General features: G+C 67.0%; 17 protein-coding genes. 10 read left to right on the top strand and 7 right to left on the bottom strand.

Annotated features, from left to right (window positions below; translation table 11 throughout):
* Positions 1-23: 23 nt before the first annotated feature.
* The 3 genes from hpnD to AC3FJ6_RS15110 form a co-directional block, all read right to left on the bottom strand.
* Positions 24-872, bottom strand: coding sequence for a presqualene diphosphate synthase HpnD (gene hpnD, locus AC3FJ6_RS15120; protein ID WP_488772651.1), 849 nt, complete (start codon positions 870-872; stop codon positions 24-26).
* Positions 873-957: 85 nt separating this feature from the next.
* Complete coding sequence (locus AC3FJ6_RS15115; protein WP_488772649.1) at positions 958-1,497, bottom strand: BON domain-containing protein; 540 nt, start codon at positions 1,495-1,497, stop codon at positions 958-960.
* Positions 1,498-1,621: 124 nt separating this feature from the next.
* On the bottom strand, positions 1,622-1,825 hold the full coding sequence (locus AC3FJ6_RS15110) for a cold-shock protein (RefSeq protein ID WP_008650922.1): 204 nt from the start codon (positions 1,823-1,825) through the stop codon (positions 1,622-1,624).
* A gap of 943 nt (positions 1,826-2,768) precedes the next feature.
* Between AC3FJ6_RS15110 and AC3FJ6_RS15105 the strand changes: the two genes are divergently transcribed.
* The 9 genes from AC3FJ6_RS15105 to AC3FJ6_RS15065 all read left to right on the top strand — a co-directional run bounded on the left by AC3FJ6_RS15105 (position 2,769) and on the right by AC3FJ6_RS15065 (position 19,390).
* Complete coding sequence (locus AC3FJ6_RS15105; protein ID WP_488772648.1) at positions 2,769-5,690, top strand: bifunctional glycoside hydrolase/polysaccharide deacetylase family protein; 2,922 nt, start codon at positions 2,769-2,771, stop codon at positions 5,688-5,690.
* On the top strand, positions 5,653-9,837 hold the full coding sequence (locus AC3FJ6_RS15100) for a tetratricopeptide repeat protein (RefSeq protein ID WP_488772647.1): 4,185 nt from the start codon (positions 5,653-5,655) through the stop codon (positions 9,835-9,837). The genes AC3FJ6_RS15105 and AC3FJ6_RS15100 overlap by 38 nt, the downstream gene beginning before the upstream one ends.
* A 42-nt stretch (positions 9,838-9,879) precedes the next feature.
* Positions 9,880-10,428, top strand: coding sequence for a penicillin-binding protein activator LpoB (locus AC3FJ6_RS15095; RefSeq protein ID WP_488772646.1), 549 nt, complete (start codon positions 9,880-9,882; stop codon positions 10,426-10,428).
* 26 nt (positions 10,429-10,454) lie between these two features.
* Complete coding sequence (locus AC3FJ6_RS15090; protein ID WP_488772645.1) at positions 10,455-11,966, top strand: PelD GGDEF domain-containing protein; 1,512 nt, start codon at positions 10,455-10,457, stop codon at positions 11,964-11,966.
* 3 nt (positions 11,967-11,969) lie between these two features.
* Positions 11,970-12,956, top strand: a complete 987-nt coding sequence (locus tag AC3FJ6_RS15085) for a tetratricopeptide repeat protein (RefSeq protein ID WP_400393885.1) — start codon at positions 11,970-11,972, stop codon at positions 12,954-12,956.
* Positions 12,953-14,554, top strand: a complete 1,602-nt coding sequence (gene pelF, locus AC3FJ6_RS15080; RefSeq protein ID WP_488772644.1) for a GT4 family glycosyltransferase PelF — start codon at positions 12,953-12,955, stop codon at positions 14,552-14,554. Before AC3FJ6_RS15085 ends, pelF begins: the two co-directional genes overlap by 4 nt.
* A gap of 1 nt (position 14,555) precedes the next feature.
* The gene (gene pelG, locus AC3FJ6_RS15075; RefSeq protein ID WP_092597606.1) at positions 14,556-15,926 is read left to right on the top strand and encodes an exopolysaccharide Pel transporter PelG; all 1,371 of its coding nucleotides are present in this window, start codon (positions 14,556-14,558) and stop codon (positions 15,924-15,926) included.
* Positions 15,927-16,166: 240 nt separating this feature from the next.
* On the top strand, positions 16,167-16,868 hold the full coding sequence (locus tag AC3FJ6_RS15070) for a response regulator transcription factor (protein WP_488772643.1): 702 nt from the start codon (positions 16,167-16,169) through the stop codon (positions 16,866-16,868).
* Between the two features lie 86 nt (positions 16,869-16,954).
* On the top strand, positions 16,955-19,390 hold the full coding sequence (locus AC3FJ6_RS15065) for a CHASE2 domain-containing protein (protein WP_488772642.1): 2,436 nt from the start codon (positions 16,955-16,957) through the stop codon (positions 19,388-19,390).
* 160 nt (positions 19,391-19,550) lie between these two features.
* On the opposite strand, the gene AC3FJ6_RS15060 is transcribed toward AC3FJ6_RS15065, so the two are convergent.
* Entirely contained in the window at positions 19,551-20,429 is an 879-nt protein-coding gene (locus tag AC3FJ6_RS15060; RefSeq protein WP_488772641.1) for an MlaA family lipoprotein, read from the bottom strand.
* Between the two features lie 95 nt (positions 20,430-20,524).
* Positions 20,525-23,251, bottom strand: coding sequence for a hopanoid transporter HpnN (gene hpnN, locus AC3FJ6_RS15055; RefSeq protein WP_488772639.1), 2,727 nt, complete (start codon positions 23,249-23,251; stop codon positions 20,525-20,527).
* Between the two features lie 176 nt (positions 23,252-23,427).
* Between hpnN and AC3FJ6_RS15050 the strand changes: the two genes are divergently transcribed.
* Complete coding sequence (locus AC3FJ6_RS15050) at positions 23,428-24,057, top strand: MlaC/ttg2D family ABC transporter substrate-binding protein (RefSeq protein WP_488772638.1); 630 nt, start codon at positions 23,428-23,430, stop codon at positions 24,055-24,057.
* 109 nt (positions 24,058-24,166) lie between these two features.
* On the opposite strand, the gene hpnH is transcribed toward AC3FJ6_RS15050, so the two are convergent.
* Positions 24,167-25,333, bottom strand: coding sequence for an adenosyl-hopene transferase HpnH (hpnH, locus tag AC3FJ6_RS15045; protein ID WP_092597627.1), 1,167 nt, complete (start codon positions 25,331-25,333; stop codon positions 24,167-24,169).
* 33 nt (positions 25,334-25,366) lie between these two features.
* Positions 25,367-26,365 (bottom strand): 4-hydroxy-3-methylbut-2-enyl diphosphate reductase, encoded by a 999-nt coding sequence (gene ispH / locus AC3FJ6_RS15040; RefSeq protein WP_488772637.1) that lies wholly within the window; start codon positions 26,363-26,365, stop codon positions 25,367-25,369.
* Positions 26,366-26,436 lie beyond the last annotated feature (71 nt).

Below are 26,436 nucleotides of genomic sequence, written 5' to 3'. Positions count from 1 at the left end.
TCACATCGGCAGAAAACATGCGGTCACGCAATGGCATGCCGCAGCACGATCCAGGCAAGCTTGGCCTTGTTGACGCGCACGCGCGTGCGCGGGGCCAGCCAGCCACGGGTCAGCAGGCGCGTCAGGATCTCGTGATAGACCTCGTACATGATGCGCGGCGAGCGCACCACGCGCGACGGGCAGCGCGCCATGATGGCGGCCGACGCGTCGTAATGTGCCTGGGCGTCGCGGGCAATGCCGCGGCAGACCGTATCGATCGACGGATGATCGATCACGGCCCGTGGGGTGCCGGCCGGAATGCCGGCGGCGGCCAGCGCCTCGGCGGGCAGGTAGAGCCGGCCGATTTCTGCGTCTTCGTCCAGGTCGCGCAGGATGTTGGTCAGTTGCAGCGCGCGGCCCAGGTGGTGCGCCAGTTCGATGCCCGGCTGTTCGTCCAGGCCGAACACGCGCACCGCCAGGCGGCCAACCGCGCTGGCAACGCGGTCGCAATACAGGTCGAGCGTGGCCGCATCGGGCGCCACGATCGTGCTGACGACGTCCATGATCATGCCGTCGATGACGGCGTGGAAGTCCTGCTGTTGCAGGTTGAATGCCTTGATCTGCTCGTCGAGCGAGCGCAGCGCGGCGGGCGCGTTGCCCGCGTAGCAGGCTGCGATGTCTGCGCGCCAGTCTTCCAGGGCTGCCAGGCGGTCCGCGTGCTGGGTGTCGCCGTCGGCGATGTCGTCCACGGCGCGGCAGAACGCGTAGATCTCGAACATGGCCTGACGCTGCGACGGCGGCAGGATCCGCATGGCGGTATGGAACGAGCTACCGGAAGACACGGCGGGTCCGGCGAGCGGAGCGCCAGGCGTTGCGATTTCAGAACCGGCCACGGGTTTCCTCGGCACGCTATATATCAGGCGGTCTATGGGAAGCCGCCCGGTTAGGGGTTTTCAGGGTCGGGCGATTATAGCAACATCACCGATTCGGGGTATTTGTGACGGTTGAGGCGCCCGATGCCGGGTATCGCGCGTAGGGAACGCCACGTGACGGCGTGGCCGTGGTCTGGTCGATCACCTTTTCCACGTCGGGAATTTCACGCATCGCGGCCACGAAGGCCGGCCGGTCGAAATCCTTTCCCACGCAGCCTTGCACCGTCAGCCAACGGCCGCGCACCATGATCCAGAGCGAACTGTTTTGCCAGGCAGGCAGCGTGCGGCGCAGGTCCTGCAGCCGCCGTTGCAGCGATTCGGCGATTTCCGTGTCGTACTGGTATGCGTTGGCCAGCCGGCAGCGGCCTTCCGCATAGCAGTGGTTGCCTTCCTCGATGCGGTGGTGTGCCTCGCGTTTCCAGTCGTCCTCGGAAATCCGTGGCCCGGCTGGTTCGGGACAACCCGGAACGGCACTGGAAACGCGCACGAACGGGTCATTGCCATAGTTGCGCAGCGATTGAGCATGCACGATTTTTGTCGCCACGATAAATAGCGCGACAAACGCAATCGCGACAATCCATACCATTCGCCTATTAATCGACCAGCCGGTCGAAACGTCAGCAAGGCAATACATTATCGGCGGCATAAAAGCAGAAAGCCCCGCCGAAGCGGGGCTTCCCAGGCCAGATAATTGGCCCGGCGATTCAGGCTTAGATGGCCTGGATCTTCGTGGCCTGCTCGCCCTTCTGGCCCATGGCCTTCACGTATCGGACCTTCTGGCCTTCCTTCAGCGACTTGAAGCCATTGCCTTCAATCGCCGAGAAATGCGCGAACAGGTCGTTGCCGCCTGCGTCCGGGGTGATGAAGCCAAAGCCCTTGGCGTCGTTGAACCACTTAACGGTACCGGTTTCCATATATCTATCCAACCTTGAATTTCAAATGAGCGTGATTGCCCGACCAAGCATGTTGCCCACAACGAACCGGAGCAATAACGCTACAGGCCGGTGCACATGCGAGCAGCCATTCTGACGGTTTTTTTTCGCGTGTCAATCAGACTATCCCCCTAACGGTATTTCGGCATGCGAACAGCAGATATTAGAGATTTCTAGATCATTTGGGGGTTTGTCTGACATCAGACTGAATCGCCTGGCGGTATGACACGCATTTCCGTATCTGTGGTATCGACAGTTGGTACGCAGCCGTAACCCCCGGCGGCACCACGCTGCCATATATGCCACAAAACCGTTCCGCCAACGCTACTCCATATGGACTATGGCTACCAATGGATGATGCCGTGACAATGCGCGTCATACCAAAAACCGGTTGCCGCAGCGATGCGCGCGAGCCGGAAAAATCCCGGGGCACCAGGCACCGGATCCGTGAACGGGGAATCAGATGTCATCACATAGTTAGCCAGTCCTTGGCACGCGGGCCTTGCCGCGCCCGCTGCCGGCATCATGCCGGCCGTCTTCCTGCCGCATTTCCCTGCCGCGTCATTCTTCAAAGCAGGCCCATGCCATACCAGAACCGGGCAGGGTGGCACGCGCCTGTGTCGGCCGCATGACAGGACGGCGTCGGCACAATTTTTGACAATCTCGGTCCGGCGAATGGCCTAGCATCCGACCTGCCCGTGAATTAGTAAAAACACTAGTTCCGACGGGGCGACGGCATAATGCGGGGCCCGCGACGCCAGGAAGCGGATGCGGCGGACGCGCGGCGACGTACCGCGCGCCATACCAACAAAGAAAAAGCGGACAACAACGAGTGAAGCCATTGCAGCGTTTAATCCGGGGACTTTTCCATGAAGTTGGCAGCGATGCGCCACGCCGCGCCGTGGGGCGCGTTTGCCGGCATGCGATGCTGGCCGTGGCCGTCGTCGCATCGGCGGGTGCCGTGATGCTGGCCGCGCTGACGCCGTCGGCCGATGCGCTGGCGCAGGCAGCCGAGGCGGCCCAGGCTCCTGTGGCACCCAAGGCCGCCCGGGCAGCCAGCACGCCCGCCGCGCCCAACGTCGCCTTCCACTACGGCAGCAAGCCGCCCGTCGATCTGCTGCAGGCATTCGACGTGGCCGTGGTCGAACCCGACAGCGGTTTCGATCCGCGCCAGGCGAAGACCCCGAACACGGCATGGTTTTCCTACGTGAGCCTGGGCGAAGTGCTGCCCAGCCGCGCGTACTTCAGGGACATCCCCCAGTCTTGGCTCACCGGCAGCAATGACGCCTGGAATGCCCGGGTGGTTGACCAGGCCGCCGATGGCTGGCCCGCCTTTTACGTCGACAAGGTGATCGCGCCGCTGTGGGATCGCGGCTACCGCGGCTTTTTCATCGACACGATGGACTCGTACCACCTGGTGGCCCGGACCGACGCCGAGCGCGCCAGGCAGGAAGCCGGCATGGTGCGGGTGATCCAGGCCATCAAGGGCCGCTATCCGGATGCGAAGCTGCTGTTCAACCGCGGCTTCGAAATCCTGCCGCAGGTGCATGCGCTGGCCTATGGCGTGGTATTCGAATCGCTGTTCCGCGGCTGGAACCAGGCGCAGGGCGCCTATACCGAGGTCAGCCAGCAGGACCGCGACTGGCTGCTGAACCAGGCCCGCATCATTCGTGACCAGTACAAGCTGCCGGTCATCTCGATCGACTATTGCGCACCGGCCGACCGCACGTGCCAGCGCGATACTGCGCGCCGTATCCGCGCACTCGGCATCACGCCGTACGTGACCGATTCCGGCCTGCAGACGGTGGGCGTCGGCCAGATCGAGGTGCTGCCGCGCCGCGTGCTGGTGCTGCAGGAAAGCCAGCCGGGCGTGTCGATCGACAACAGCGAAGGCGTGCGCTTCGTGTCGATGCCGCTGAACTACCTTGGCTATCGCGTCGAGTTTGCCGAGACGCGTGATCCGCTGCCGGAGATCACGCCGGACCGCTATGCGGGCGTGGTGGTCTGGTCCAACGGCTATTTCACGCGCAACGCAGCCCGCTACCAGGCCTGGCTCGAAAAGCTGAGCGGGCAGGGTGTGCCGGTGGCATTCATGAACGGCTTCGGCATGCCCGCGAACAGCCCGCTGCTGCGCAGCCTGGGCTTGAAGGCGGTGAAGGGGCGCGTATCGAGCCCGGTGCAGATCGTGTCGCAGGACAAGATGATGGGCTTCGAACAGCCCGTGGCGCCCGATGCCACCGAGGCAGTCGCCGTGCAGGTGCAGGATGGCGCTGCCAACACGCGCTCGCTGCTGCGCCTGCGCGCGGGTACGCTGACCTACGACGCCGCGGCCATCACCAGGTGGGGCGGTTATGTGACCGGCCCCTATGCCGTCCGCCAGAACTACGCGATCCGCCAGAATTCCTCCAGCGACCAGGACCGCTGGATCGTGCAGCCGCTCGATTTCCTGCGCGAGGCCCTGCGACTGCGTCCGATGCCGGTGCCCGACACCACCACCGAAAGCGGGCGCCGCCTGCTGACGATCCATATCGACGGCGACGGGTTTGCCTCGAAGGCCGAGATTCCTGGCGGCGGTTTCGCCGGCGAGGTGCTGTTCCGGGAAATCTTCGACCGCTATCGCCTGCCGATGACGATGTCGGTGATCGAAGGCGAGGTCGGCAAGTCGGGCATGTACCCAAAGCTGACCGCCGAACTGGAGCCGATTGCACGCAAGATCTTCGCGCAGCCGTATGTCGAGGTGGCCAGCCACACCTATTCGCACCCGTTCGAGTGGGGCCGCACGGTGCCCGGTCAACAGAGCGACGCGCGGGTCACGGAGGGCGACGAGGAATTCCACCTGGCCATCCCCGGCTACAAGATGGACCTGAACCGCGAGATCGGCGGCTCCATCGACTACATCAACAAGGTGCTGTCGCCGAACAAGCCGGTGAAGATGCTGCTGTGGCCCGGCGACTGCCAGGCGCCGCCGGAAGCCATCAAGCTGGCCGATGCCGCCGGCGTGCTGAACATGAACGGCGGCGACACGCTGATCACGCGCAGCAATCCCACCTGGACCGCCATCGCGCCGCTCGGTATCCACAAGGCCGACAACACGTTCCAGGTATTCGCGACCAACCAGAACGAGAACGTCTACACGAACCTGTGGCGCGGCCCGTACTACGGTTTCGAGCGCGTGATCGAGACCTACGAGATGACCGAGAAGCCATATCGCTTCAAGGCCGTGAACATCTACTACCACAGCTACGCGGGCACCAAGGCGGCATCGCTGAAGGCGCTGCGCAAGGTGTACGACTACGTGCTGACGCAGAATGTGTTGCCGATGCACTCCACGGACTACGTGCTCAAGGTGCTCGACTGGCAGGACATGGCCGTGGCACGCGAACTCGGTGACGGCGCCGATGGCGCCCCGGCCAGCGGCGCATGGGTGGTGCGTGGCGACGGCAACCTGCGCAACCTGCGCTGGGTCGGCGCCGGTGTGCCGGACGTGGCCACGGCACAAGGCGTGACCGGTTCGTCGCCAGCCCCGGGCGGCGGCGTTTATGTGCACCTGGACGGCGGCCATGCGCGCTTCAGCGTTGTGCCGGCCGCCACGCAGGCGGTGCCCGAACTGCCCGAGGCCAACGGCCTGGTGCGTGACTGGCACCGCGATGGGGGCACCACCCGCTTTGCTTTCTCCGGCTACTACAAGCCGTTCTTCCGGCTTGCCAATGCCGGCCAGTGCAGCGTCACCGTCGATGGCAAGCCCGCTCGCGGCGTGCGCGAGAACAACACGCTGCGTTTCGATACCCCTGCGGTGAATGATCCGATCCATGTCCAGCAACAAGTCGAAGTCCGCTGCGGCGCCTGAGCGCGAGCGGCTGTTGCCGCCGGCGCTGGTTCTGACCTTTACCGCGATGGTGGGGGTGGGCCTGGCGCTGATGTTTCCGCGCGAAACGCTGCGCGAACGCCTGCTAGGCCAGGGCCGTACGGTTGACGGCCTGACCGTCGCCTATCTCGAGGCGTGGTCGCGCGTGGCCCCCAACGACACGAGCTTCATGAGCGTGCTGGCCGAGCAGTACGCGCGCAGCGGCCGCCTGGACGACGCCGAGAAAATGCTCGAACGCATGATGGCCGTGCAGGGGCAGGACATGACCGGCCATATCCTGCGCACGCGTATCGAGATCACACAGCAGCGCGCCTATGCGGCGCAGCCCGAATCACCCGAGCGTGCCGAGCGTCTGGCGCTGATGAAGGACCTGCTCAAGCAGGCCACCGCCGACGGCGCCATGCGCGGCTGGTCGCTGGCCGACCTGCAGACGCTGGCCACGCAATCGCGCCAGATCGGCGATGCCGACGCGGCCAGCGTGCTGTTCCGCGCGCTGGGCAGGCGCGATCCCGCCAATCTCGATTTCTACAACCGGCAACTGGCCAGCATCGCCCTGGCCGGCGGCAACTATCGCGATTCCGCGCAGGCGTTGTTCGACGCGCAGGCGCGCAGCAAGAACCTGTACGAACAGCGCACGCTGTTCCTGCAGGCGCTGCAGACGCTGCAGGCGGGCAACCTGCTGGATGAGGCGCTGGTGGAAGCCGAGCGTCGCGGCGCCAGGCTGCTCGAAGATCCCGACGTACTGCGCTACCTGACCAGGCTGGCGCTGGCCGCCAACAAGCCGGACGTGGCGGCGAAGTACGTCGAGCGGCTGCTGAAACTGTCGGCCGGCAAGCCGTCGGGCGCCGCGCAGATCGCGCTGGCGGCGCTGCGCCGTGATGCCGCACGTGCCCAAGTGCGTCGCGTGTCCGACACCGAGCCGTGGCTGGCCCGGGGCGATGTTTTCCTGGATGGCCCGCGCGGCGTTGCCATGCGCGACCGGATGGGCGATTTCGGCCTGCGCCGCGTTCACGTGCAGGCCGCGCAGGCACCGATGCCGGCCCAGGCCACGCCCAAGCCGGGTCCGGGCAATCCGACGCAGGCCGAGGCCCAGGCCGCCGCCAAGGATGAAGTGGCTGCAGCCGTGGCGGCCGGCAAGGCGTTCAACGCCGACGACTACGACCTGGCCTACCGCGTGTTCCTGGCGGCGGGCAAGCTCCACCAGGCCCAGGACGTGGCGCGGACGGCGGTGCGCAAGCTGCCGAACGAGCCCGTCTGGCGCGAGCGGCTGGCGCAGGTAGCCGAATGGAACCGCCAGCCGATGATCGCGCTGCAGAGCTGGCTCGAATACGCGCAGGCGACCAACGACGAGCGCGCCTGGAACAACGTGATGCGCCTGGCGCCGGGCCTTAACGACGATCGCGCCTACCTGGCCGCGCTGCGTCACCGTGCCACGGGCGGCGACCTGAAGACCATCGACGAGGTGGTGGCTGCCTACGAGCGGCTGGGGGAGCCGGAGGCCGGCATGGCCTTCCTGGACACGCTGGCAAACGGCCCGAACGGCCGCCAGGCGATGGAACGCAATGCCGATCTGGCCGAGCGCGCGGGCAAGGACGATCGCGCCTTCGAACTCTACGGTCAGCTCGAGAAACGCTTTGGCGCCCGGCCGCGATACGCGGTCAAGCGCGCCAATATCTTGTTTGTGCGGGGCCGTCTGAATGAAGCGATGGATGCGCTGCTGCCGGCGCGCAAGCAGGCGGGCCCGCAGGACCTGCTGTACTGGCGCACGTACACCGAGCTGGCCCGTCTGACGCAACGCGACGATCTGCTCAAGGACGGCTATCGCCAGATGATGTTCGCCATGGCCGAGACCCGTGACGACCACTGCATGCAGTTTCCGCCGGGTGCCGCCCGCAACGACTGCATTGCCGAGGTGCGCGACACGGTGGAGGCCGACTATTCGAACCTGATTGCGTACTACGACCGCTCGCCCATCGACGCGGGCCGGATCGCCGAAGCAAGCTGGCGCAAGAACGGCAAGTTCGACCAGTTCCAGCTCGCGGTGTACTACTACACCCGCGCGCATGCCTGGCGCCGTATCGACCAGCTGCTGGCGGACCTGCCTCCCGAGCAGCGCAGCGAAGCCGAATCGTCGGCGGTGTTCCTGATGCGTCGCGCCGAATACTGGCGCCTGACCGGCAACCGCGACCGCGCGCTGGCCGACCTGCGCCGTGCCGCCGCGCAGCCCGATGCGGACAGCGAGACCTTCGGCGCGCTGCTGTGGGCGCTCGTCGACAGTGGCACCGACAGCGAAGTGCGCGCGGTGATGCAGCGACTGAAGCCCAGTGCCGAGCAGGACCCGGGCCTGTGGGGCGCGTATGCCGCGGGCGCCATGCGCTTCCAGGACGGCTATACCGCGCTGCACTACCTGCGCAAGATGCAGCAGGGCAAGAACGCCGATCCGCTCTGGGTGGGCCTCACGGCCGACGCGTACGAAGCCATCGGGCAGACATCGACGGCCTGGCGCATCCGCAGGCAGGCGTGGATCGACCTGCACCACGCGTGGGCTGCGGGGGGCCAGCACTGGGCCAATGCATCGGCAAGCGACGATGAAGACGGCGACACGGAAGACGACACACAGGATGGTCCGGCACGGGGCGACCTGCGCCGCCAGACGGTGGCGCTGGGCCAGATCTTTGCGTCCGGCGATGTGTCGCGCAGCCTGGTCATCGAGATGCTGCGCCGCGACCGTGCCGAAGTGGCCGCACGCCGCGCCGCGCCGGGCGATGCGAAGTCGCCGTCGCAACTGGGCAATGTGCCGGGGCTGCCGTCGCTGGACGCGGTGCCGCCGGCCGCGCTGACCGAGGCACAGCGCCGTCGCCAGGGCCAGATATCGGCAGCCAGCCGCGAGGTGGCGCTGGCCTGGGCGATGTCGTCCGAATCGAACGATCTGGCCCGGGCGTGGTTGGCCCGGCAGTATGCCGACCGCATGCAGCGGCCCGCGTATGCCGAGATTTCCATCGCGCTGGACAGCAACGACATGGACCAGCTCGACCGGATCATGGAGCGCCAGGCGGGCCGGGTGCCGGTGGCGAACCAGATCGAGGCCAACCGCCAGCTCGACCGCCTGTCTACCGCCCAGACCCAGGCGTTTGAAACGCAGGAGCTGGCCCGTACCGACGACGCGCTCCAGCAGACGCTGGAAGATGCGCTGCTGTTCAATGCCCAGGCCATCGAGCCGCGCGTCACGTTCCAGCGCCAGAAGCCGCTCGAGTACTACGAGTACAGCCTGGCGGGCGGCGCGCGCCTGTGGGACGGCTATGCGGTGAACCTGCGCGGCGTGTTCCGCGACCAGCGCAGCGCCGACCGCACGCAGCTGGACAACGTGCCGGCATCGGACCGCCGTGCCGAACTGGCGCTGAGCTATCGCGACAGCCAGAAGAACTGGCTGCTCGGGATTGGCCGCCGTGACGGCCTGGAAAGCTTCACCACGGCACGCCTGACCGGCAACTGGAACCAGGAAGGGCGCATCCAGTACACGGGCACGGTGGGCTACAACCAGCCGGCCGACGAATCGGCACAGCTGCGCGTGGGCGGCATGAAGGATGTGGTGGAACTGGGTGCCACGTGGCGCCTGGGCCTGCGGGAGTTCATCAGCGGCCGCGCCCAGTACAACCACTTCCACGGTAAGGACCGCACCGCGCTGGGCCATGGCATGGTCTTCGACGTCGAGGCCGGCTATCGCATCCGCACGCAGTATCCGGACTACACGGTGCGCATCGTCGGCACGCGCGGCATCTACAGTGCCAATGGCGGCACGCTGTCGCCGACCATGCAGCGGCTGCTGCCGGCCGGGGATGACGAGGCCACCCCGGCGTTCTACATGCCGCAGAGCTTCACGCAGGCCGGCGTGCTGTTCGGGTTCGGCACCGACCTGATCGACGACTACACGCGCAAGTGGCGGCCCTTCATGGAAGCCGGTGCTCTGTACGACACGCGCGCGGGGCACAACTTCCGCGGGCAGGTGGGCGTGGCGGGATCGGTGTTCGGCAACGACCATCTGTCGCTGTACGTCTCGCACGACACCGCGGCCCGCACCACGGGAACGCCGCTGACCGAAGTTGGCCTGCGTTATCGCTGGCTCTATTGATGAACAATTGACTGGATTTCAAGGTAACGAGGGGGATCGAAGATGAACAAGACCAATACCCGCATGGGTCGCCTGATGGCATGGGTGGTGGCAACCGGCGCCGCAATGTGGCTGGCTGGCTGCGCCGTGACCGACGTGGGCCGCGCGCCGCCGATGGCTGCCGGCGATACCGTGGCCGTGCTGCCGATCGTGAACTACACCGAAACGCCGCAGGCGGGTCTGCGCGCCGAAGCCATCGCCGAGTCGCTGCTGAAGACGGGCGGCGTGGCCAACCTGAAGCGTTATCCGGCGGCGCTGAACCCCGAAACGCTGTTCGAGCCGGCCGAGCGCGAGTCGGTGAGCAAGGCGCTGGAATGGGCGCGCGGCGAACGGGCGCGCTACGCGCTGACGGGCGCCGTGCAGGAATGGCGCTACAAGGTGGGTGTCGATGGCGAACCGGCTGTGGGCATCTCGCTGCAACTGATCGACGTGTCGAGCGGCCAGGTGGTGTGGTCGGCCACGGGCAGCAACGCCGGCTGGAGCCGCGAGTCGCTGTCGGGCGTCGCCCAGAAGCTGCTGCGCCGCCTGCTGGCACCCTTGATGCAGGGTTGAGTTGAACCGGGTAGACAAAAGGACGGGTGACAAGCGTGGCTAACACCGCCGATAACAAGCGTCAGGCGACCCGCCAGGGCCAGGGCATTGGCCTGGGCGGGCGCTATGCGCGCTGGCTGGCGCCCGCGGGAGGCGGCGCGGCCGCCGTGCTGGAGATGATCGTCGTGATGGCGGTGGCCATGGCCATCGCCTGGGCGATCCTGCCGCAAAACCCGCTGCTGCTGGGTCTGGGCTTTCCGTGGGCATGGCTGCTGCCGGTGATCCTGGCGCTGCGCTATGGCACGCTGGTGGGCGTGGGGGCGGTGCTGATGCTGCTGGGCGGCTGGTTCTTCTTCGACACCATGGGCAGCCATGGCGAAGCGTTCCCGCGCATGTTCTTCCTGGGCGGCCTGCTGCTGGTGCTGGTGACCGGCCAGTTCGGCGACGTGTGGAACACGCGCCTGGCGCGCGCACGCGCTGTGAACCGCTACCTGGACGAGCGGCTCTCCGCGCTGACCAAGAACCACTACCTGCTGCGCATTTCGCACGCCCGGTTGGAGAACGATCTGCTGGCCCGCCCGACCACGCTGCGCGACACGCTGTCGCAGCTGCGTGCCGTGGCCATGCAGGACGCCGCGCGCGGCAGCAAGGCGGAGCTGCTGGCCGGCGCCCAGCCGATGCTGCAGGTGGTGGCACAGGCGTGCCAGATCGAAGGGGCCGCGCTGTTCGCGTGCACGGGCGAGCGCGTCGTGCCCGGGGCGGTTGCCGCCATCGGTCCCGACTTCGCACTGGACGTCAACGATCCGCTAGTGCGCCACTGCCTGGAGACGCGCGAACTCGCGCATCTGCGCACCACGGGCCTGCAGCAGGACGCCGAAACGCGCTACGTGGCCGTGGCGCCCGTGCTGGCCGGTTCGGACCGCCTGATCGGCGTGCTGGTCGTGGAGCGCATGCCGTTCCTGTCGCTGACCTATGAAAACCTGCAGCTGCTGATGGTGCTGATGGGCTACTACGCCGACGGCGTGGAGCATGCCCAGGCCACGCACGGCATCCAGGAGCTGGCCCCGGCCATTCCGTACGCGTTCGCGCTGGACTATGCGCGCCTGTCGCGTCTGCGCCGCGAGACCGGCATCCAGAGTTCGGTGGTGGCGCTGGTGTTCGACCTGGACGAAGCGCGCGACGCGCTGTTCGAGCAGGTGGTGCGCAGCCGCCGGGCGCTGGACGTGGCCTGGCCGGCGCGCGGGGTGCATCAGCGTGCCATGCTGACGCTGATGCCGCTGTCGGACAGCCAGGCGGTGTCGGCTTACCTGGTGCGCATCGAAGACATGCTGCGCGCGCAGTTCGGTACCGATTTCGCCAGCGCGCACATCGGTGTCTACACGCTGCCGGTGCCGGCCGCCGGTGCCGAAGAGGCGCTGGTGCGCCTGCTGCACCGCTGCCATCTTGACGGCAAGGACGGCACCGATGGCAACGATGGCACCGTCAAGCCGGCGGTCAGTGCCGCTGTCCCCCCCGGACCGGGCGCGGCCGCGTCGGCCGGACAGACGCAGGCGGGCTGACGCATGGGCAAGCTGACCATCGGTGGCACCGCCTCGCAGATCGCGGCACTGTACCTGCTGTTTCACGGCGGCACGGGGTTGCCGCTGCTGCTGTCGTTCCTGGGCCTGCAGGCCGTCGCCGCCGGGCTGCTCGGCCTGGCGGTGTGGCGTCTGCTGCCGCGGCGCTTTCGTACGCCGTTCGGGTGGAGCTACGCGTACATGGCGGCGTTCTGCTTCTTCGTGCCGCTTGGCGGCACGCTGGTTTGCCTGGGCAGCCTGCTGTTCTCGAAGCTGTTTCCGCATCGGCGCGACAGCGCCGGCATTGCCTCGGTGGCGCTGCCCGAATTCGTGACGCACCTGATCCAGCGCGTGACGCATGGCGGCGGTGCGCGCCTGCGCGCCCAGCTGGGCAACACGCGCGCGCCGCTGCCGGAACGCATGACGGCGCTCGTGGCGATGCAATCGATGCCCACGCGCACGGCCAGCCCCGTGCTGCGCGAACTGCTGGCCGACAGCACCGACGACATCCGCCTGCTGGCCTACGGCATGCTGGACGGCGCGGAAAAGCAGTTGACGCAGCAGATCCTGGCCGAACTGCCGCGCCTGGAATCGGCCGATACGCCGCAGGCACGGCTGGAAATCAACAAGCGCCTGGCCGACCTGTACTGGGAACTGATCTACCAGAACCTGGTGCAGGGCGATGTGTATCGCTACACGGCGAGCCAGGTGGAACGCTACGCCAGTGCCGCGCTGGAGATCGACGACAGCAATGCGGCCCTGTGGTACATGCGTGGCCGCCTGGCGCTGACACGCCACGCGCCCGGCGAGGCGCGCGACTTCCTGGGCCGCGCCGAGACGCTGGGCTTTGCGCGCGAGCGCGTGCTGCCGCTGCTGGCGGAAGCGGCCTATCAGGAACGCGACTATGCCGCGGTGCGCCGCCTGATGGCGGCTTTCGACAGTCCTTCGCCGCTCCCGCTGGTGCGGCCTCTGCTGCGGTACTGGCAATCATGAGCGAAATTCTGGTCAAGGGAACGTCCGCCGACGTCATGCTGCTGCTGGAAGGCACGTTCCCCTATGTAAGCGGTGGCGTGTCGAGCTGGGTCAACCAGATGATCCGCGCGTTTCCCGATATCCGGTTCGGCATCGTCTTCATTGGCAGCCGCCGCGAGGACTATGGCGACATGGCCTACCCGCTGCCCGGCAACGTCGTGCACCTGGAGACCCATTTCCTGTACGACTTTCCGCCGCCACCGCTGGTGCATGGCACGGCGGGCGACGCGCGCGCGTTCGACAAGTCGGACACGCTGCACGAACTGCTGCGCGAGCCGGGCAAGGAAGCCGAGGCCGGCGAGCTGATCCGCGAACTGATGCCGCAGCTGCGCGAGGGCGGGGCGCTGTCCGAGGACGCGTTCCTGTACAGCAAGCGGGCCTGGGACACGATCACGAGCCAGTACCGCCAATTCTGCACGGACCCGTCGTTCACGGACTACTTCTGGACCATCCGCATCATGCACAAGCCGCTGTGGCAGCTGGTGCGGATTGCCGACGGCCTGATCCCGGCCAGGGTCTACCACACGGTGTCCACTGGCTACGCCGGCTTTCTGGGCGCGATGCTGCGCCACCGCAACGGCCGTCCGCTGCTGGTGTCCGAGCACGGCATCTACACCAAGGAACGCAAGATCGACCTGTTCCAGAGCCAGTGGATCCGCGACAACCGCAACATCTTCGAACGCGACATTTCCCAGATCAGCTATTTCCGCGAACTCTGGGTGCGCTTCTTTGAAACGCTGGGGCGCGTCTGCTACGAGGCCGGCGACGAGATCACGGCGCTCTACGAGGGCAACCGCCGCCGCCAGGTGCTGGACGGCGCGATGGCCGAGCGCACGCGCAATATCCCGAACGGCATCAACCTGCCGCGCCTGTCCGCGCTGCGCGAGAAGCGTGCGCCGGGCGTGCCGCCGGTGCTGTGCCTGATCGGCCGCGTGGTGCCGATCAAGGACATCAAGACCTTTATTCGCGCGATGCTGACCGTGGTGCGCGAGTACCCCGAGGCCGAAGGCTGGATTGCCGGCCCCGAGGACGAGGACCCCGAATACGCGCGCGAATGCCGCAGCCTGGCCGAAAGCCTGGGCCTGGGAGCCAAGGTCAGGTTCCTGGGCTTCCAGAAGATCGACGAACTGCTGCCGAAGGTGGGCGTGCTGGTGCTGAGTTCGATCTCCGAGGCGCTGCCGCTGGTGGTGCTCGAAGGGTTCGCCGCCGGCGTGCCATGCGTGACCACCGACGTGGGATCGTGCAGCGAACTGGTGTTTGGCCTGCCCGGCGACGACGCCGCGCTGGGCGCCGCGGGCGACGTGGTGCGCATTGCCGATCCGGCCGCGCTGGCCGGCGCCGCGCTGGGCCTGCTGCAGCATCCTGACCGCTGGCACGCGGCGCAGGCCTCGGGCATTGCGCGCGTGGAAAAGTACTACACGCAGGAGCAGATGGTGGGCAGCTATCGCACGCTCTATACCGGGCTGATGGCGATGCCGGACAACACGCGCCGCGCGCATGGCGGCGCCAGCCCCGCGAAGTGCCCGGTGCACCACGGCGCGCAGGCAGGAGGACGCTGAGATGGCCGGTATTGGATTCGAACTTCGCAAGATGCTCCGGCGGGACAGCCTGTCGGGCATGCTCAGCGCGTACGCGTATGCAGGCGTGATCAGCTCGGGCCCGTGGGTGCTGTCGATCCTGGGCATCCTGCTGATCGGCCTGCTGTCGATCGGCTGGGTGATCCCCGGGGCGCTGATCACGCAGTTCCAGGTGTCGGTGACGTATCTGATAGCGTGCAGCCTGATCCTGACCGGGCCGATGCAGCTGTCGTTTACGCGCTTCACGTCGGACCGCCTGTTCGAGAAGCGCGCCGACCTGGTGCTGTCGAACTATCACGCCGTGGCGCTGCTCTGCACGGCGCTGGCCGGCGCCATCGGCCTGGCCTGCGCGGTCTGGGCGTTCCCGGAACAGTCGGTGCTGTACCGGCTGCAGATGATGGCCGGCTTCGTGATCATGAGCAATATCTGGATCGCGGCCATCTTCCTGTCGGGCATGAAGCAGTACAAGGCCATCGTATGGACGTTCTTCGTCGGCTACACGATCACCGTGCTGGCGGCGCTGGCGCTGCGTTCGCATGGGCTGGAGGGCCTGCTGGGCGGCTTCGTGTTTGGCCAGCTGTGCCTGCTGGTGGGCATGATCACGCTGATCTACCGCAATTACACGAGCCACCGGTTCATGTCGTTCGAGGTCTTCCAGCGCCGCTTTGCCTACCCGAGCCTGATCGCCATCGGCCTGTTCTACAACCTGGGCATCTGGATCGACAAGTTCATGTTCTGGTACGCGCCGTCCACGGGCCAGCCCGTGATCGGCCCGCTGCATGCGTCGATCATCTATGACATCCCGGTGTTCCTGGCCTACCTGGCCATCATCCCGGGCATGGCCGTGTTCCTGGTGCGGATCGAGACCGACTTCGTGGAGTACTACGACGCGTTCTACAACGCGGTGCGCGGCGGCAGTTCGCTGGAGCACATCGAGGACATGCGCAATACGATGGTGCAGACCATCCGCCTGGGCCTGTACGAGATCGTCAAGGTGCAGGCCATCGCGTCGCTGCTGCTGTTCGTGGTGGGGGGCTGGCTGCTGCGGCTGCTGGGCATCTCGGAGCTGTACCTGCCGCTGCTCTACGTGGACGTGATCGGCGCCAGCCTGCAGGTGGTGCTGCTGGGCGTGCTGAATATCTACTTCTACCTGGACCGGCGCCGCGAGGTGCTGATGCTGACCGGCACGTTCGTGGTGCTGAACTTCGTGCTGACGCGGCTGACGCTGTCGCTGGGGCCGGCCTGGTACGGCTATGGTTTCGCGGTGTCGCTGCTGATCGTCGTGGCGCTGTCGCTGTACCTGCTGGACCGCAAGCTCGACCGGCTCGAGTACGAAACCTACATGCTGCAGTAAGCCGGCATGTACCGGGGCCGCCGCGCAGCGTGGCAGTGCCCCGGCTGCTTCCCGCCCGCGGTGGCCTCGCGGCGCGCCACGTTTTCATTACGCCCGCAAGGCAGGGCGACGACCTGCGGCGCGCCTGCAACACCCCCGGCGGTGCCTCCCCTCTAACGTAGCCTCGACGCGCCATGGCGCGTTTCGGTAACATGACGCCGCCGTGCCCGACACACAGGCCGCAGTCATCAGAGGGATGTAATGAGAATTGCCTCAGTAGAGGACGATGCCGCCCAGGCCGAACAGATCCGGCTGCTGCTGGAAGAGGCCGGGTTCAGCTGCACCAGCTTTCCGACCGGCTCCGCCTTCCTGCGCGCGCTGCGCGATCAGGCGTTCGACCTGATCCTGATGGACTGGCAGTTGCCCGATACCAGCGGATACGAACTGGTCATCTGGGTGCGCCAGCACTCGGGCCGGCTGCCGCCCATCCTGTTCCTGACCAGCCGCATCGACGAGGCCGATATCGTGGCGGGCCTGGGCGCGGGCGCCGACGACTATCTGGCCAAGCCGCTGCGCCCGTCCGAATTCGTGGCGCGCGTCCGTGCGCTGCTGCGCCGTGCCTACCCTGACACCGTGCACGACGACGAACTGATCCGCCAGGGCGACTACGTGGTAGACGCGCGCCGCCGCAGCATCGCGGTGGCCGGGCAGATTGCCGACCTCTCGCCGCGCGAATTCGACCTGGCGCTGTTCCTGTTCCGCAATATCGGCCGGCTGCTGTCGCGCGAGGTGATCGAGCAGGCGGTCTGGGGCCGCGCCATGGATGCGGGCTCCCGCACGCTCGATACCCACGTCTCGCGCCTGCGCATCAAGCTGGCGCTGCGCCCCGAGCACGGGGTGCGGCTGACGTCGGTGTATTCGCACGGCTACCGCTTCGAGGCCGGAGGCGCCGCCGATGCGTAGCCGGCGCTGGCCTGGGTGTGCGGCGCGGTGTGGCGGCATGGTCGGCCTGATTCTGCCTGGCAGATCAAATCGTGGCGTCGAGACGGGTGTCCGCTAGCCGGGCCGCCGCCTTCTTTCATCGTCGCACCCGCGTGGAGTGGGTGCTGCTGCTGGCCGCCGTGGTGGTGGCCACGGCGGTGGTGGCGCGTTTCAACTGGTTCGAGCGTGCCGACCTGGCGCTGCTGGACTTTTCCATCGCCAGCCAGCCCCATGCCCCGCGCAACGACATCGTACTGGTGGCCATCGACGATGCCAGCATCGGGGCCATCGGCCGCTGGCCGTGGCGCCGCACGGTGCTGGCGTCACTGATCGACCATATTGCGGCCGACAAGCCGCGCGTGATCGGTCTGGACGTGATGCTGTCAGAGCCTGACATCCGCTATCCGGCCGACGACATGGAACTGGCCCAGGCCATTGCCCGCGCGCGCAACGTGATCCTGCCGGTGGTGGCGGAAGCGAGTGCGGCCGGCCCCGTCATGCGTCATCCGCTCGAAGCGTTCGCCGCCACCAACGGCCATATCAACCTGAGCGTCGATGCCGACGGCGTGGCCCGTTCCGTCTATCTGCGCGAGGGCGATGGCGATTCGCCGCCGGTCTGGCATTTCGCCGCCGCGATGGCCGCGTACGGGCAGCCGTCGCCGCCGTCGCCGGAGTCGTTCCGCCACGAACGAGCACGGCGCATCGACAGCGCGGGCTGGATCAGCCAGGACCGCCTGCGGATTCCATTCGTGGGGCCACCCGGCACCTTCGCGCGCGTGTCGGTGCTCGACGTGCTGTCCGGCCAGTTGGGCGCTGGCTTCTTCCGCGGCAAGGACGTGATCGTGGGCGCGATGGCCACCGGCATTGGCGACGTGGTCGCCACGCCGGTGTCGCGCGACCGACGCGGCATGAGCGGCGTGGAGATCCTGGCCAACACGCTGCAGGCGCTGCGCGACGGCACGGGCATCGTGCGCGTGCCTGACCTGGCCGGATGGTTCGCCACATTGCTGCCCGTGCTGCTGGCCGCGCTGGCGGCCTGGATGCTGACCCCGCGTGACGCGTTGATCGCCGTGGCCGTGCTGGTGGCCGCCCTGATCGGCGGCAGCATCATGCTCGTGGGCAGCATGCAGCTCTGGTTTGCGCCGTCCGCGGCCGTATTCGGCTGCCTGCTCGTCTACCCGCTCTGGAGCTGGCGGCGCCAGGAGGCCGCGCTGCGGTTCCTGTCCGAGGAACTGGCGCGCCTGATGCGCGAGCCCGGGCTGCTGGGCGCCCCGGCCCGCATTGACCATTCGCTCGATGGCCGCATGCAGGCCGTCTACGACATGACTGCCCGGCTGCGCGACATGCGGCGTTTTCTGTCGGACGGGCTGGAAAGCCTGCCCGAGGCCACCGTCATCTGCAACCTGGACGGCGGCATCCTGGTGGCCAATCGCCGTGCGGTGGCGCTGGTGCCTGTGGTGCTGCAGGGCATCAACGACCTGCCGCAGCCTGCCCGGCTGGGCGAGTTGCCGACCGCCGATGCCGATGCCTATGCCGATACCTACGCCGACGCCTACGGCGGTCTCGACCGCCCGGGGCTGCCGGACGTCATCGAGACGCTGTTCCCGGTGCCCGGCCCCGGCCTGGCGTACTGGGATGCCCTGTGCGGTGCGCTGGATGCCGACGCGCCCGTGATGTCCTCATCCGATTCGCACGGCGTGGAACTGGCTACCGAGGACGACCGCCGCTACCTGCTGCATGGCGCGCCGCTGCACGGCGAGGCGGGGCGGCCGGCGGGCGTCATCGTCAGCCTGATCGACATCACCACCGTGCGCCGCGCCGAACGCCAGCGCGAGCAGACGCTGCACTTCCTGTCGCACGACATGCGCTCGCCGCAGGCGTCGATCCTGGCGCTGATCGACCTGCAGTCGCGGCCCGAGCGGGCGATGACACAGGAAGAGTTGCTGGGCCGCATCGGCGAGCATGCCCAGCGCACGCTGGCGCTGGCGGACGATTTCATCCGGCTGGCGCAGGCCGAATCGCAAAGCCTGCCGTTTGCCGAGGTGGACCTGACGGCGCTGGTGCTGGATGCCACCGACGAGCTATGGGCGCTGGCCAGGACCCGCGGCATCGAGTTGCGGCTCGACCTGGACGGCGACGGCGTGACGTTGCGCGCGGCGCCCGCGCTGCTGGTGCGGGCCATCGCCAATCTGGTCAGCAATGCCATCAAGTTCAGCCCCGACGGCGCGCCGGTCACGGTGGGTCTGCGACGGCTCGGGCCTTACATGGCCATCGAGGTGACCGATCTGGGCCCAGGCATCGCACCCGAGGCGCAGGCGCGCCTGTTCCGGCCGTTCAGCCGCGTGCATGCGCCGGCCAGCGATGCCCCGTCGGGCAGCGGCCTGGGTCTGGTCTTCGTGAAAACGGTGGCGGAACGCCACGGCGGACGGGTGATGCTGCGCAGCGCGGCGGGCGAGGGTGCCACATTCTCGATCTGGCTGCCGCTGCGCTCGCGCGCCGGCTGACGGCGATCATCCAGCGATCAAGTCGCAATGCTTGCCGACACAATTGTTGGCAATCTCTTTTGAAGAAATTGCCTACGATCTGTCGGGCCACGGACACCGCATCCGTGGTCTTGCTGCCCACGCCGTGCCCCGGCGTGGGCGTTTTTTTAGCAGGCGGCGCCTACTTGGCCATGCCCGGTGCCGGGGCCGGCGTGGCCGGGGTCTCGGGTTTGGTCGATGTGTCGGGCTTGGCTTCGCCTTCCGGGGTCTTGGGCGCTGCCTTGCCTCCCGGTGCGGACGGCGACGATTCCTCTTCCTCGTCATACGTCGGCAGCGTGTCGCCGCCGCCGGTCAGCAGGTACTGGCGGCGCTGCGTGTAGGCGTCGCGCACGAAGGCGTACTTGTCCAGCGCGGCCTGCGACAGCAGGTCGGTGGCGCCCAGCATGTTGGTGCGGGTGTTCACGACGTTGAGGCCGAACATCGAATAGCGCCAGGCCGTATCGAAGTAGTGCGCCGGGTCCAGGAAGATGCTCCCCGCCACGCCCACGCCGTCACGGATCGAACTGGGGCCGAACAGCGGCAGCACCAGGTATGGGCCGGCCGGCACGCCCCAGGTGCCCAGCGTCAGGCCGAAGTCCGTGGAATGGCGCGGCATGCCGGCGGCCGTGGCGACGTCGATCAGGCCGCCGATACCCAGCACCGTGTTGACCGCCACGCGCATCATCGTTTCCACCGCTTCCACGGGCTTGCCCTGGAGCACGTTGTTGGCGAAGTTGCCGACGTCCGAGAAGTTGTTGAAGAAGTTGGTGACGGCCAGCCGTGCCGGTTCCGGCGTGACGGCCTTGTAGCCCTTGGCCAGCGGCTGGGCCACGTAGGTGTCGGCCTTGTCGTTGACCGTGAAGACGACCCGGTTCATCGGCTCCAGCGGGTCCGCCGGGTTGGCATTGGGGCCTGTGGCGCAGCCGGTGGCCAGCAGGGTCAGCGATGCGGCGGCCAGGGCGGTGGCAAGCCGGGGCGATGCAGGCGCCGCGGCGCGCAGGAGCGAAAGACGGGAGAGCATGTCGAGACAGTCTTTTTCGTTTCTTGTGATGTGGGGACGGCGCACCCGGCAGCGCCGGGACACGTCCATCCGAACTGCGCCGGTAGGCGCCCCGGCTACCGCCGGGACTTGCCAGCGTCCGACCCTGAAGATTTATCGGCAGATTGTGCCATGGTCGTAGCCACCGTGAGAGGGGGAAGCGACGGTCCCAGCGGTTCCGCACGGCCGTTCAGTTCGCGGCGCGGGCGGCCCATCAGGATCGGCTGGAAGAATACGGCACCGGCCAGCGTGCAGATCAGCGCCAGCGCCAGCAGCTTACCCATGCTGGCCGTGCCGGGGTGATGCGACAGCCAGAGGCTGCCGAAGGCCGTGGCCGTGGTGCCGGCGCTATATAGCACCGCATGCGTGAGGCTGGACTGCAGCAGCTTGGTCTTGCCGTGGCGCCAGGCGATCACGTAGTAGATCTTGAACGCCACGCCGATGCCCAGCAGCAGCGGCAGGGCGATGATGTTGGCAAAGTTCAGCGAGATGCCGAGCACCACGCACAACTCCAGCGTGACCAGCCCCGACACCAGCAGCGGGATCAGGGTCCGCAGCACGTCGCCGACGCGGCGCAGGGTGATCCAGAGCAGCACCGTGATCGACAGCACCGCCCAGATGCCGGCATGGATGAAGGCGTTCATGATGGTATCGGCCGATCCCTTGATGGCGATGGGGCCGCCCGTGGCGTCAGGCTGCACGCGGGCCATCACGGCAATGAACTTGCTCAGCGCCGCCTCGCGGGCGGCTTCGTTCTTCGCACCGGGCGGCGGCAGCTTCGGGCTCACATTGACCAGCGCCTGTCCATTCGGCGCGAGCCAGTCGCGCGCCAGTTCGGGCGGCAGCGTCTGTTGCGACACCGGTTCGGGCTGCAGCGCGTTCTTCAGCGAGCCCAGTGCCAGGCGCAGCGGCAGCGCCACGGCCAGCTCGGCGCGGTCGCGCACGGCGGGCGTCGCGTCAGCCAGCTGCTTGAGCGCGCGCGACAGATGTTCGGCCGATTCGGCGCCCGGGCCCGGGTGATCGAGCGCGGCCAGCGACAGCTGGCGCGACGCATTGCGCAGCGACGCCACGCGCAGCGCGTCGGTGGCCGGCGTAGCGGTCGGCTGCGTCAGCACCGGCATCAGGCTCTTGGCCATGCCGGCGATGATGGCCAGCTTGGGAGCCTGATCGTCTGGAATGAAGGTCTTCAGCGTGACCACGCGCGCCACCTCGGGCAGCGCCTTGAGCCTCGTGGCGGTGGCTTCGGCATCCTTCAGCGTGGGCGCTAGCACCTTGATGTCGTCGGTGCCGGCCTGCGGCGCGTCCTTCAGCGCCAGCAGCGTGGACATCGATTCCGAGTGCGGATCCTTCAGGTGCAGCGGGTCGAAGTCGAAGCGCAGGTGCGGCAGCAGCGGGGCGCCGCCGATCAGCACGGCCAGCACGCCAACCAGCGTGCCCTTGCGATGGCGCTCGAAAAACGCGTCGGCCGGGGCCAGCCAGCCGAAGCCGGGCATTTCTTCCTCGGCGCGCGGCGCCAGCACGCGGATCAGCGCCGGCAGCATCGTGAACGTGGTGGCGAAGGCGATGAACATGCCCACGCCGGCAATCTTGCCCAGTTCGGCCACCCCGCGGTAATCGGTGGGCAGGAAGCAGAAGAAGGCGGCCGCCGTGGCGGCTGCGGCCAGCGTCAACGGGCCGGCCACGTCGCGGGCGGCCAGCGTCAGGGCCTGATCCAGGTCGCCGTGGTCGTGCCGTTCGGCACGATAGCGCACACCGAACTGGATGCCGAAGTCCACGCCCAGGCCCACGAACAGCACCGCGAAAGCCACCGAGATCATGTTCAGCGCGCCGACCATCATCAGACCCAGCGCGGCGGTCATGATCAGGCCCGAGAGCAGGCTCACCAGCACGGCCGTGATCAGGCGGGCGGAGCGCAGTGCCATCCACAGGATGCCGATCACCACGATCAGCGTCAGCACGCCGTTGAGCACGGCGCCTTCGCTGACCGAGGCGAATTCATCGTCGGCCAGCGGCTGCGGGCCGGTCAGCCGCACCACGGCGTTGTAGCGTTCGGTCAGCTTCAGTTGCGTGGCGGCGGCGCGGATGGCATCGCTGGCGCCCGAGCCGGCCTTGAGGTCGCTGAAGTCCAGCACCGGCGACAGCGTGACGAAGCTGAATGCGCGGCCGTCGGCATTGGGTTTGAGGCTGTCGTCGACCAGCCCTGCCCATGACAGCGCCACGGGCTTGTTGGCCAGCACGCCATCGATGGTACGGGCGCTTTCGCCCAGCAGCTGGTCCATGTCGGACAGCTTGATCTGGCCAAGCTGCAGCGGCAGGTTGAGCGTGGTGGTGAGCAGGTCGGACAGGCCGCGCAGCGTGGGGTCGTGCGCCAGGTTGTTCAGCAGCGGCCGGGCCTGCCCGAGCTTGCCGGCCATGTCCTGGACACTGGCGGTATCGGCAAACAGCAGGCCATTGCGTTCGAAGAACGGGCCCGAGCCGGGCTGGCCCACGGCCTTGAAGCGGTTGGGCTGCTGGCGCAGCGCGTCGGCCAGTTCGTTGGCGGCGGCGTCGGCCAGTTCCTTGGCCGGGGCCTGCACGACGGCCAGGATCATCTTGTCGCGCTGCGGGAACGCTTCGCTGATGGCCGCGTCGTTTTTCGCCCACGGGGCGTCCGATTCCAGCAGGCGGCTGATGTCGGTATTGATGGCGAAATTGCGAGCAACATAGACGCCGCTGCCGAGGGTGAGCAGCAGGGCGATGCCGATCACGAGCCAGGCGTGAACGGTGGCGAATTTGACGGTGCGAACCAGCAGCGGTCTGATCATGAGTCCTGTATCTTCAGCGCCCGATGCGGCGGGGGCGCATGGGCGGCACCCGGAGTATAGCGGTTGAAGCGGGGCATTCCGCACCCGCCGCCACGCGCGCCTGGCAGCGAGGCAACATCGCGATCCGCTATATACTGGCTCGACTGGCCAACCCGGCCGTATTGCTTCGATGAGTCATGAACCGTTACGGAATCCTTCCCGCCGCCATCATCGCGCCGATCGCCGCGGTGGTCGTCGTGTCTGCCGCCCACGCGCAAGTCAATACCAGCGCCGCGCCGGACAAGCTCGTGCAGTCCGCCGTCGAAGGCGTGATCACGAAGATCAAGTCCGATCCTGAAACCCGCGCCGGAGATCTTGCAAAAATTACCGCCGTTGTCCAGCGCGAATTCCTGCCCTTCACCGATTTTGGCCGCACCACGCGGCTGGCGGTCGGCAATGCCTGGAAGCAGGCCACTCCAGAGCAGCAAAAAACGCTCCAGGAACAGTTCACGGCACTGCTGGTGCGCAGCTATGCGGTGTCGCTGTCGCAACTGCGCGAACAGAGCCCGAAGTTCTCGTACAAGCCCGCCAAATCTGGCAATAACGCCAGTGACGCGGTCGTGGCGACGCGTGTGATGAACAACGGCGACGAAATGCTGATCGACTACCGCCTGCAGAAGGGCGCCGACGGCTGGAAGATCTACGACATCAACATGATGGGCGCGTGGCTGATCGAGGTGTATCGCAAGCAGTTCGCGGACATCGTGGCGCGCGACGGCATCGACGGGCTGATCAAGTACCTGAACAGTCACAACGCGCGCGCGTAACCGGCAGGCGCTGGGGACCCAGCATAAAAAAACCGGGTCTGGTCGCCCAGTCCCGGTCTTTCTTCAAGCGGCCGCCGATCGAAGATCGGGCGGCCGTTTTTCATGGTGCTCAGTGAACCTGCGCGGCCTGGACGGCCTCGGCGCGGCTGCCCTGCGCCTTCTTCAGGTTGCCGATCTCGGCCAGCTTGATCTCCACGTGGCGCGAGAACACGTATTCGGCGGGGCGCTGCTTGTCCAGCGGGATGTCCGGGGCCATCGGGCCGTCGGTCTTCACGCCGCGCAGGCTCACGCCCAGCGCCTTGAGCGGGTGCGAGAACGTGTCGGCCACGGCCGTCGCCTCGAAACCGCTGTGCACCATGCAGTTGGCGCACTTTTCGTAGTTGCCAACGCCGTAGGCGTCCCAGTCGGTACCTTCCATCAGTTCCTTGAAGGTCTTCACATAGCCTTCGCCGACCAGGTAGCACGGACGCTGCCAGCCGAACACGGTGCGTGCCGGGTTGCCCCACGGCGTGCACTTGTAGGTCTGGTTGCCGGCCAGGAAGTCCAGGAACATCGTCGATTGGCTGAACGCCCACTTCTTGCCGGCGTTGCCGCGCGCCAGGATGTCGCGGAACAGTTGCTTGGTCTTGCCGCGGTGCAGGAAGTGCTGCTGGTCCGGCGCGCGTTCGTAGGCATAGCCCGGCGACACCGTGATGCCGTCCACGCCCATCGCCTTGACCGAGTCGAAGAACTGGGCCACGCGGTCCGGCTTGGCATCGTTGAACAGCGTGCAGTTGATGTTGACGCGGAAGCCACGTTCCTTGGCCATGCGGATGGCTTCGACGCAGCGGTCGTACACGCCTTCCTGGTTGACCGAGTGATCGTGCATCTCGCGGTCGCCGTCCAGGTGGATCGACCACACGAAATACGGGCTCGGCTGGTACTGGTCGATCTTCTTTTCCAGCAGCAGGGCGTTGGTGCACAGGTAGACGAAACGCTTGCGGGCGATGATGCCACGCACGATTTCCGGCATGTCCTTGTGCAGCAGCGGCTCGCCGCCGGCGATCGACACCACGGGGGCGCCGCATTCGTCGACCGCTTCCAGGCATTCCTGCACCGACAGGCGCTGGTTCAGGATGGGGTCCGGATAGTCGATCTTGCCGCAGCCGGAGCAGGCCAGGTTGCAGCGGAACAGGGGTTCGAGCATCAGGGCCAGCGGGTAACGCTTTTGCCCGGACAGATGCTTGCGTGCGATGTAGGCGCCTACGCGGGCGACCTGGAGAAACGGAATGGCCAAGGGGGTGCTTCCTGTCAGGTTCAGTGTGTCGGTTCAGCCGGCCGCCGTCTGGTCGGCAAGCTGGGCGTCACTGATATCAGTTGTTCGTCTGGCCCCTGGGGCCAGCGTTGCATCGGCTAGTTCAGCCGGCAGGCGGAATTCGGCATGTTCCTCGATGCCTTCCATGACCGATACGTTGACCGGACCAAGGCGTCGCAGGGCGGCAATGACGTCTTCCACCATGTCTTCGGGTGCCGAAGCACCCGCGGTAATGCCAACCACGTCGGCGTTGCGGACCCAGGCCGGGTCCAGTTCGCTGCCGTCGGCAATCAGGTAACTCGGCACGCCACTTTCCGTGCCGATTTCGCGCAGCCGGTTCGAATTCGAACTGTTGGTGGCCCCGATCACGAGAATGACATCCACGCGCGCGGATAATTCCCGTACCGCACTTTGCCGATTTTGCGTGGCATAGCAGATATCGCGCGTGCTCGGCCCCACAAGATCGGAAAAACGCCGGTGGAGCGCCGCAATGATATTACGGGTGTCGTCCACGGACAACGTGGTCTGGGTGATATATGCCACAGGTGCGTCGGCCGGCAGGTCCAGCGCGGCCACTTCAGCCTCGTCCTGGACCAGCAGCACTTTGCCCGGAATCTGCCCCATCGTGCCCTCCACCTCGGGGTGGCCGGCGTGGCCGATCAGGATCACGTGGCGACCGGCGGCGGCGTACTGGCGGCCCTGGTTATGGACCTTGATCACCAGCGGGCAGGTGGCGTCGATCGCGTGCAGATCGCGGCGCTGTGCCTCGGCGATCACACTACGCGCCACGCCGTGGGCGCTGAAGATGGTGACCGCGTCACCCGGCACTTCGTCGAGTTCCTCGACGAAGCGCGCGCCTTTTTTCCGCAGCGATTCCACCACATGCTTGTTGTGGACAATTTCGTGGCGAACATATACGGGAGCGCCGTGCTTGATCAGGGCACGGTCCACGATTTCGATCGCACGGACCACGCCCGCGCAAAAGCCCCTGGGTTTGGCAAGGATCACCTGCATGGAGACGGCCCCCCGACCCTCTTGTGAAGATTCGAAGACATCAGTTATTTTGGTATTCCGGCATCACTTTT

Source organism: Cupriavidus sp. 94F1 (assembly GCF_057798875.1).
This window is presented reverse-complemented; position numbering and strand designations above follow the sequence as displayed.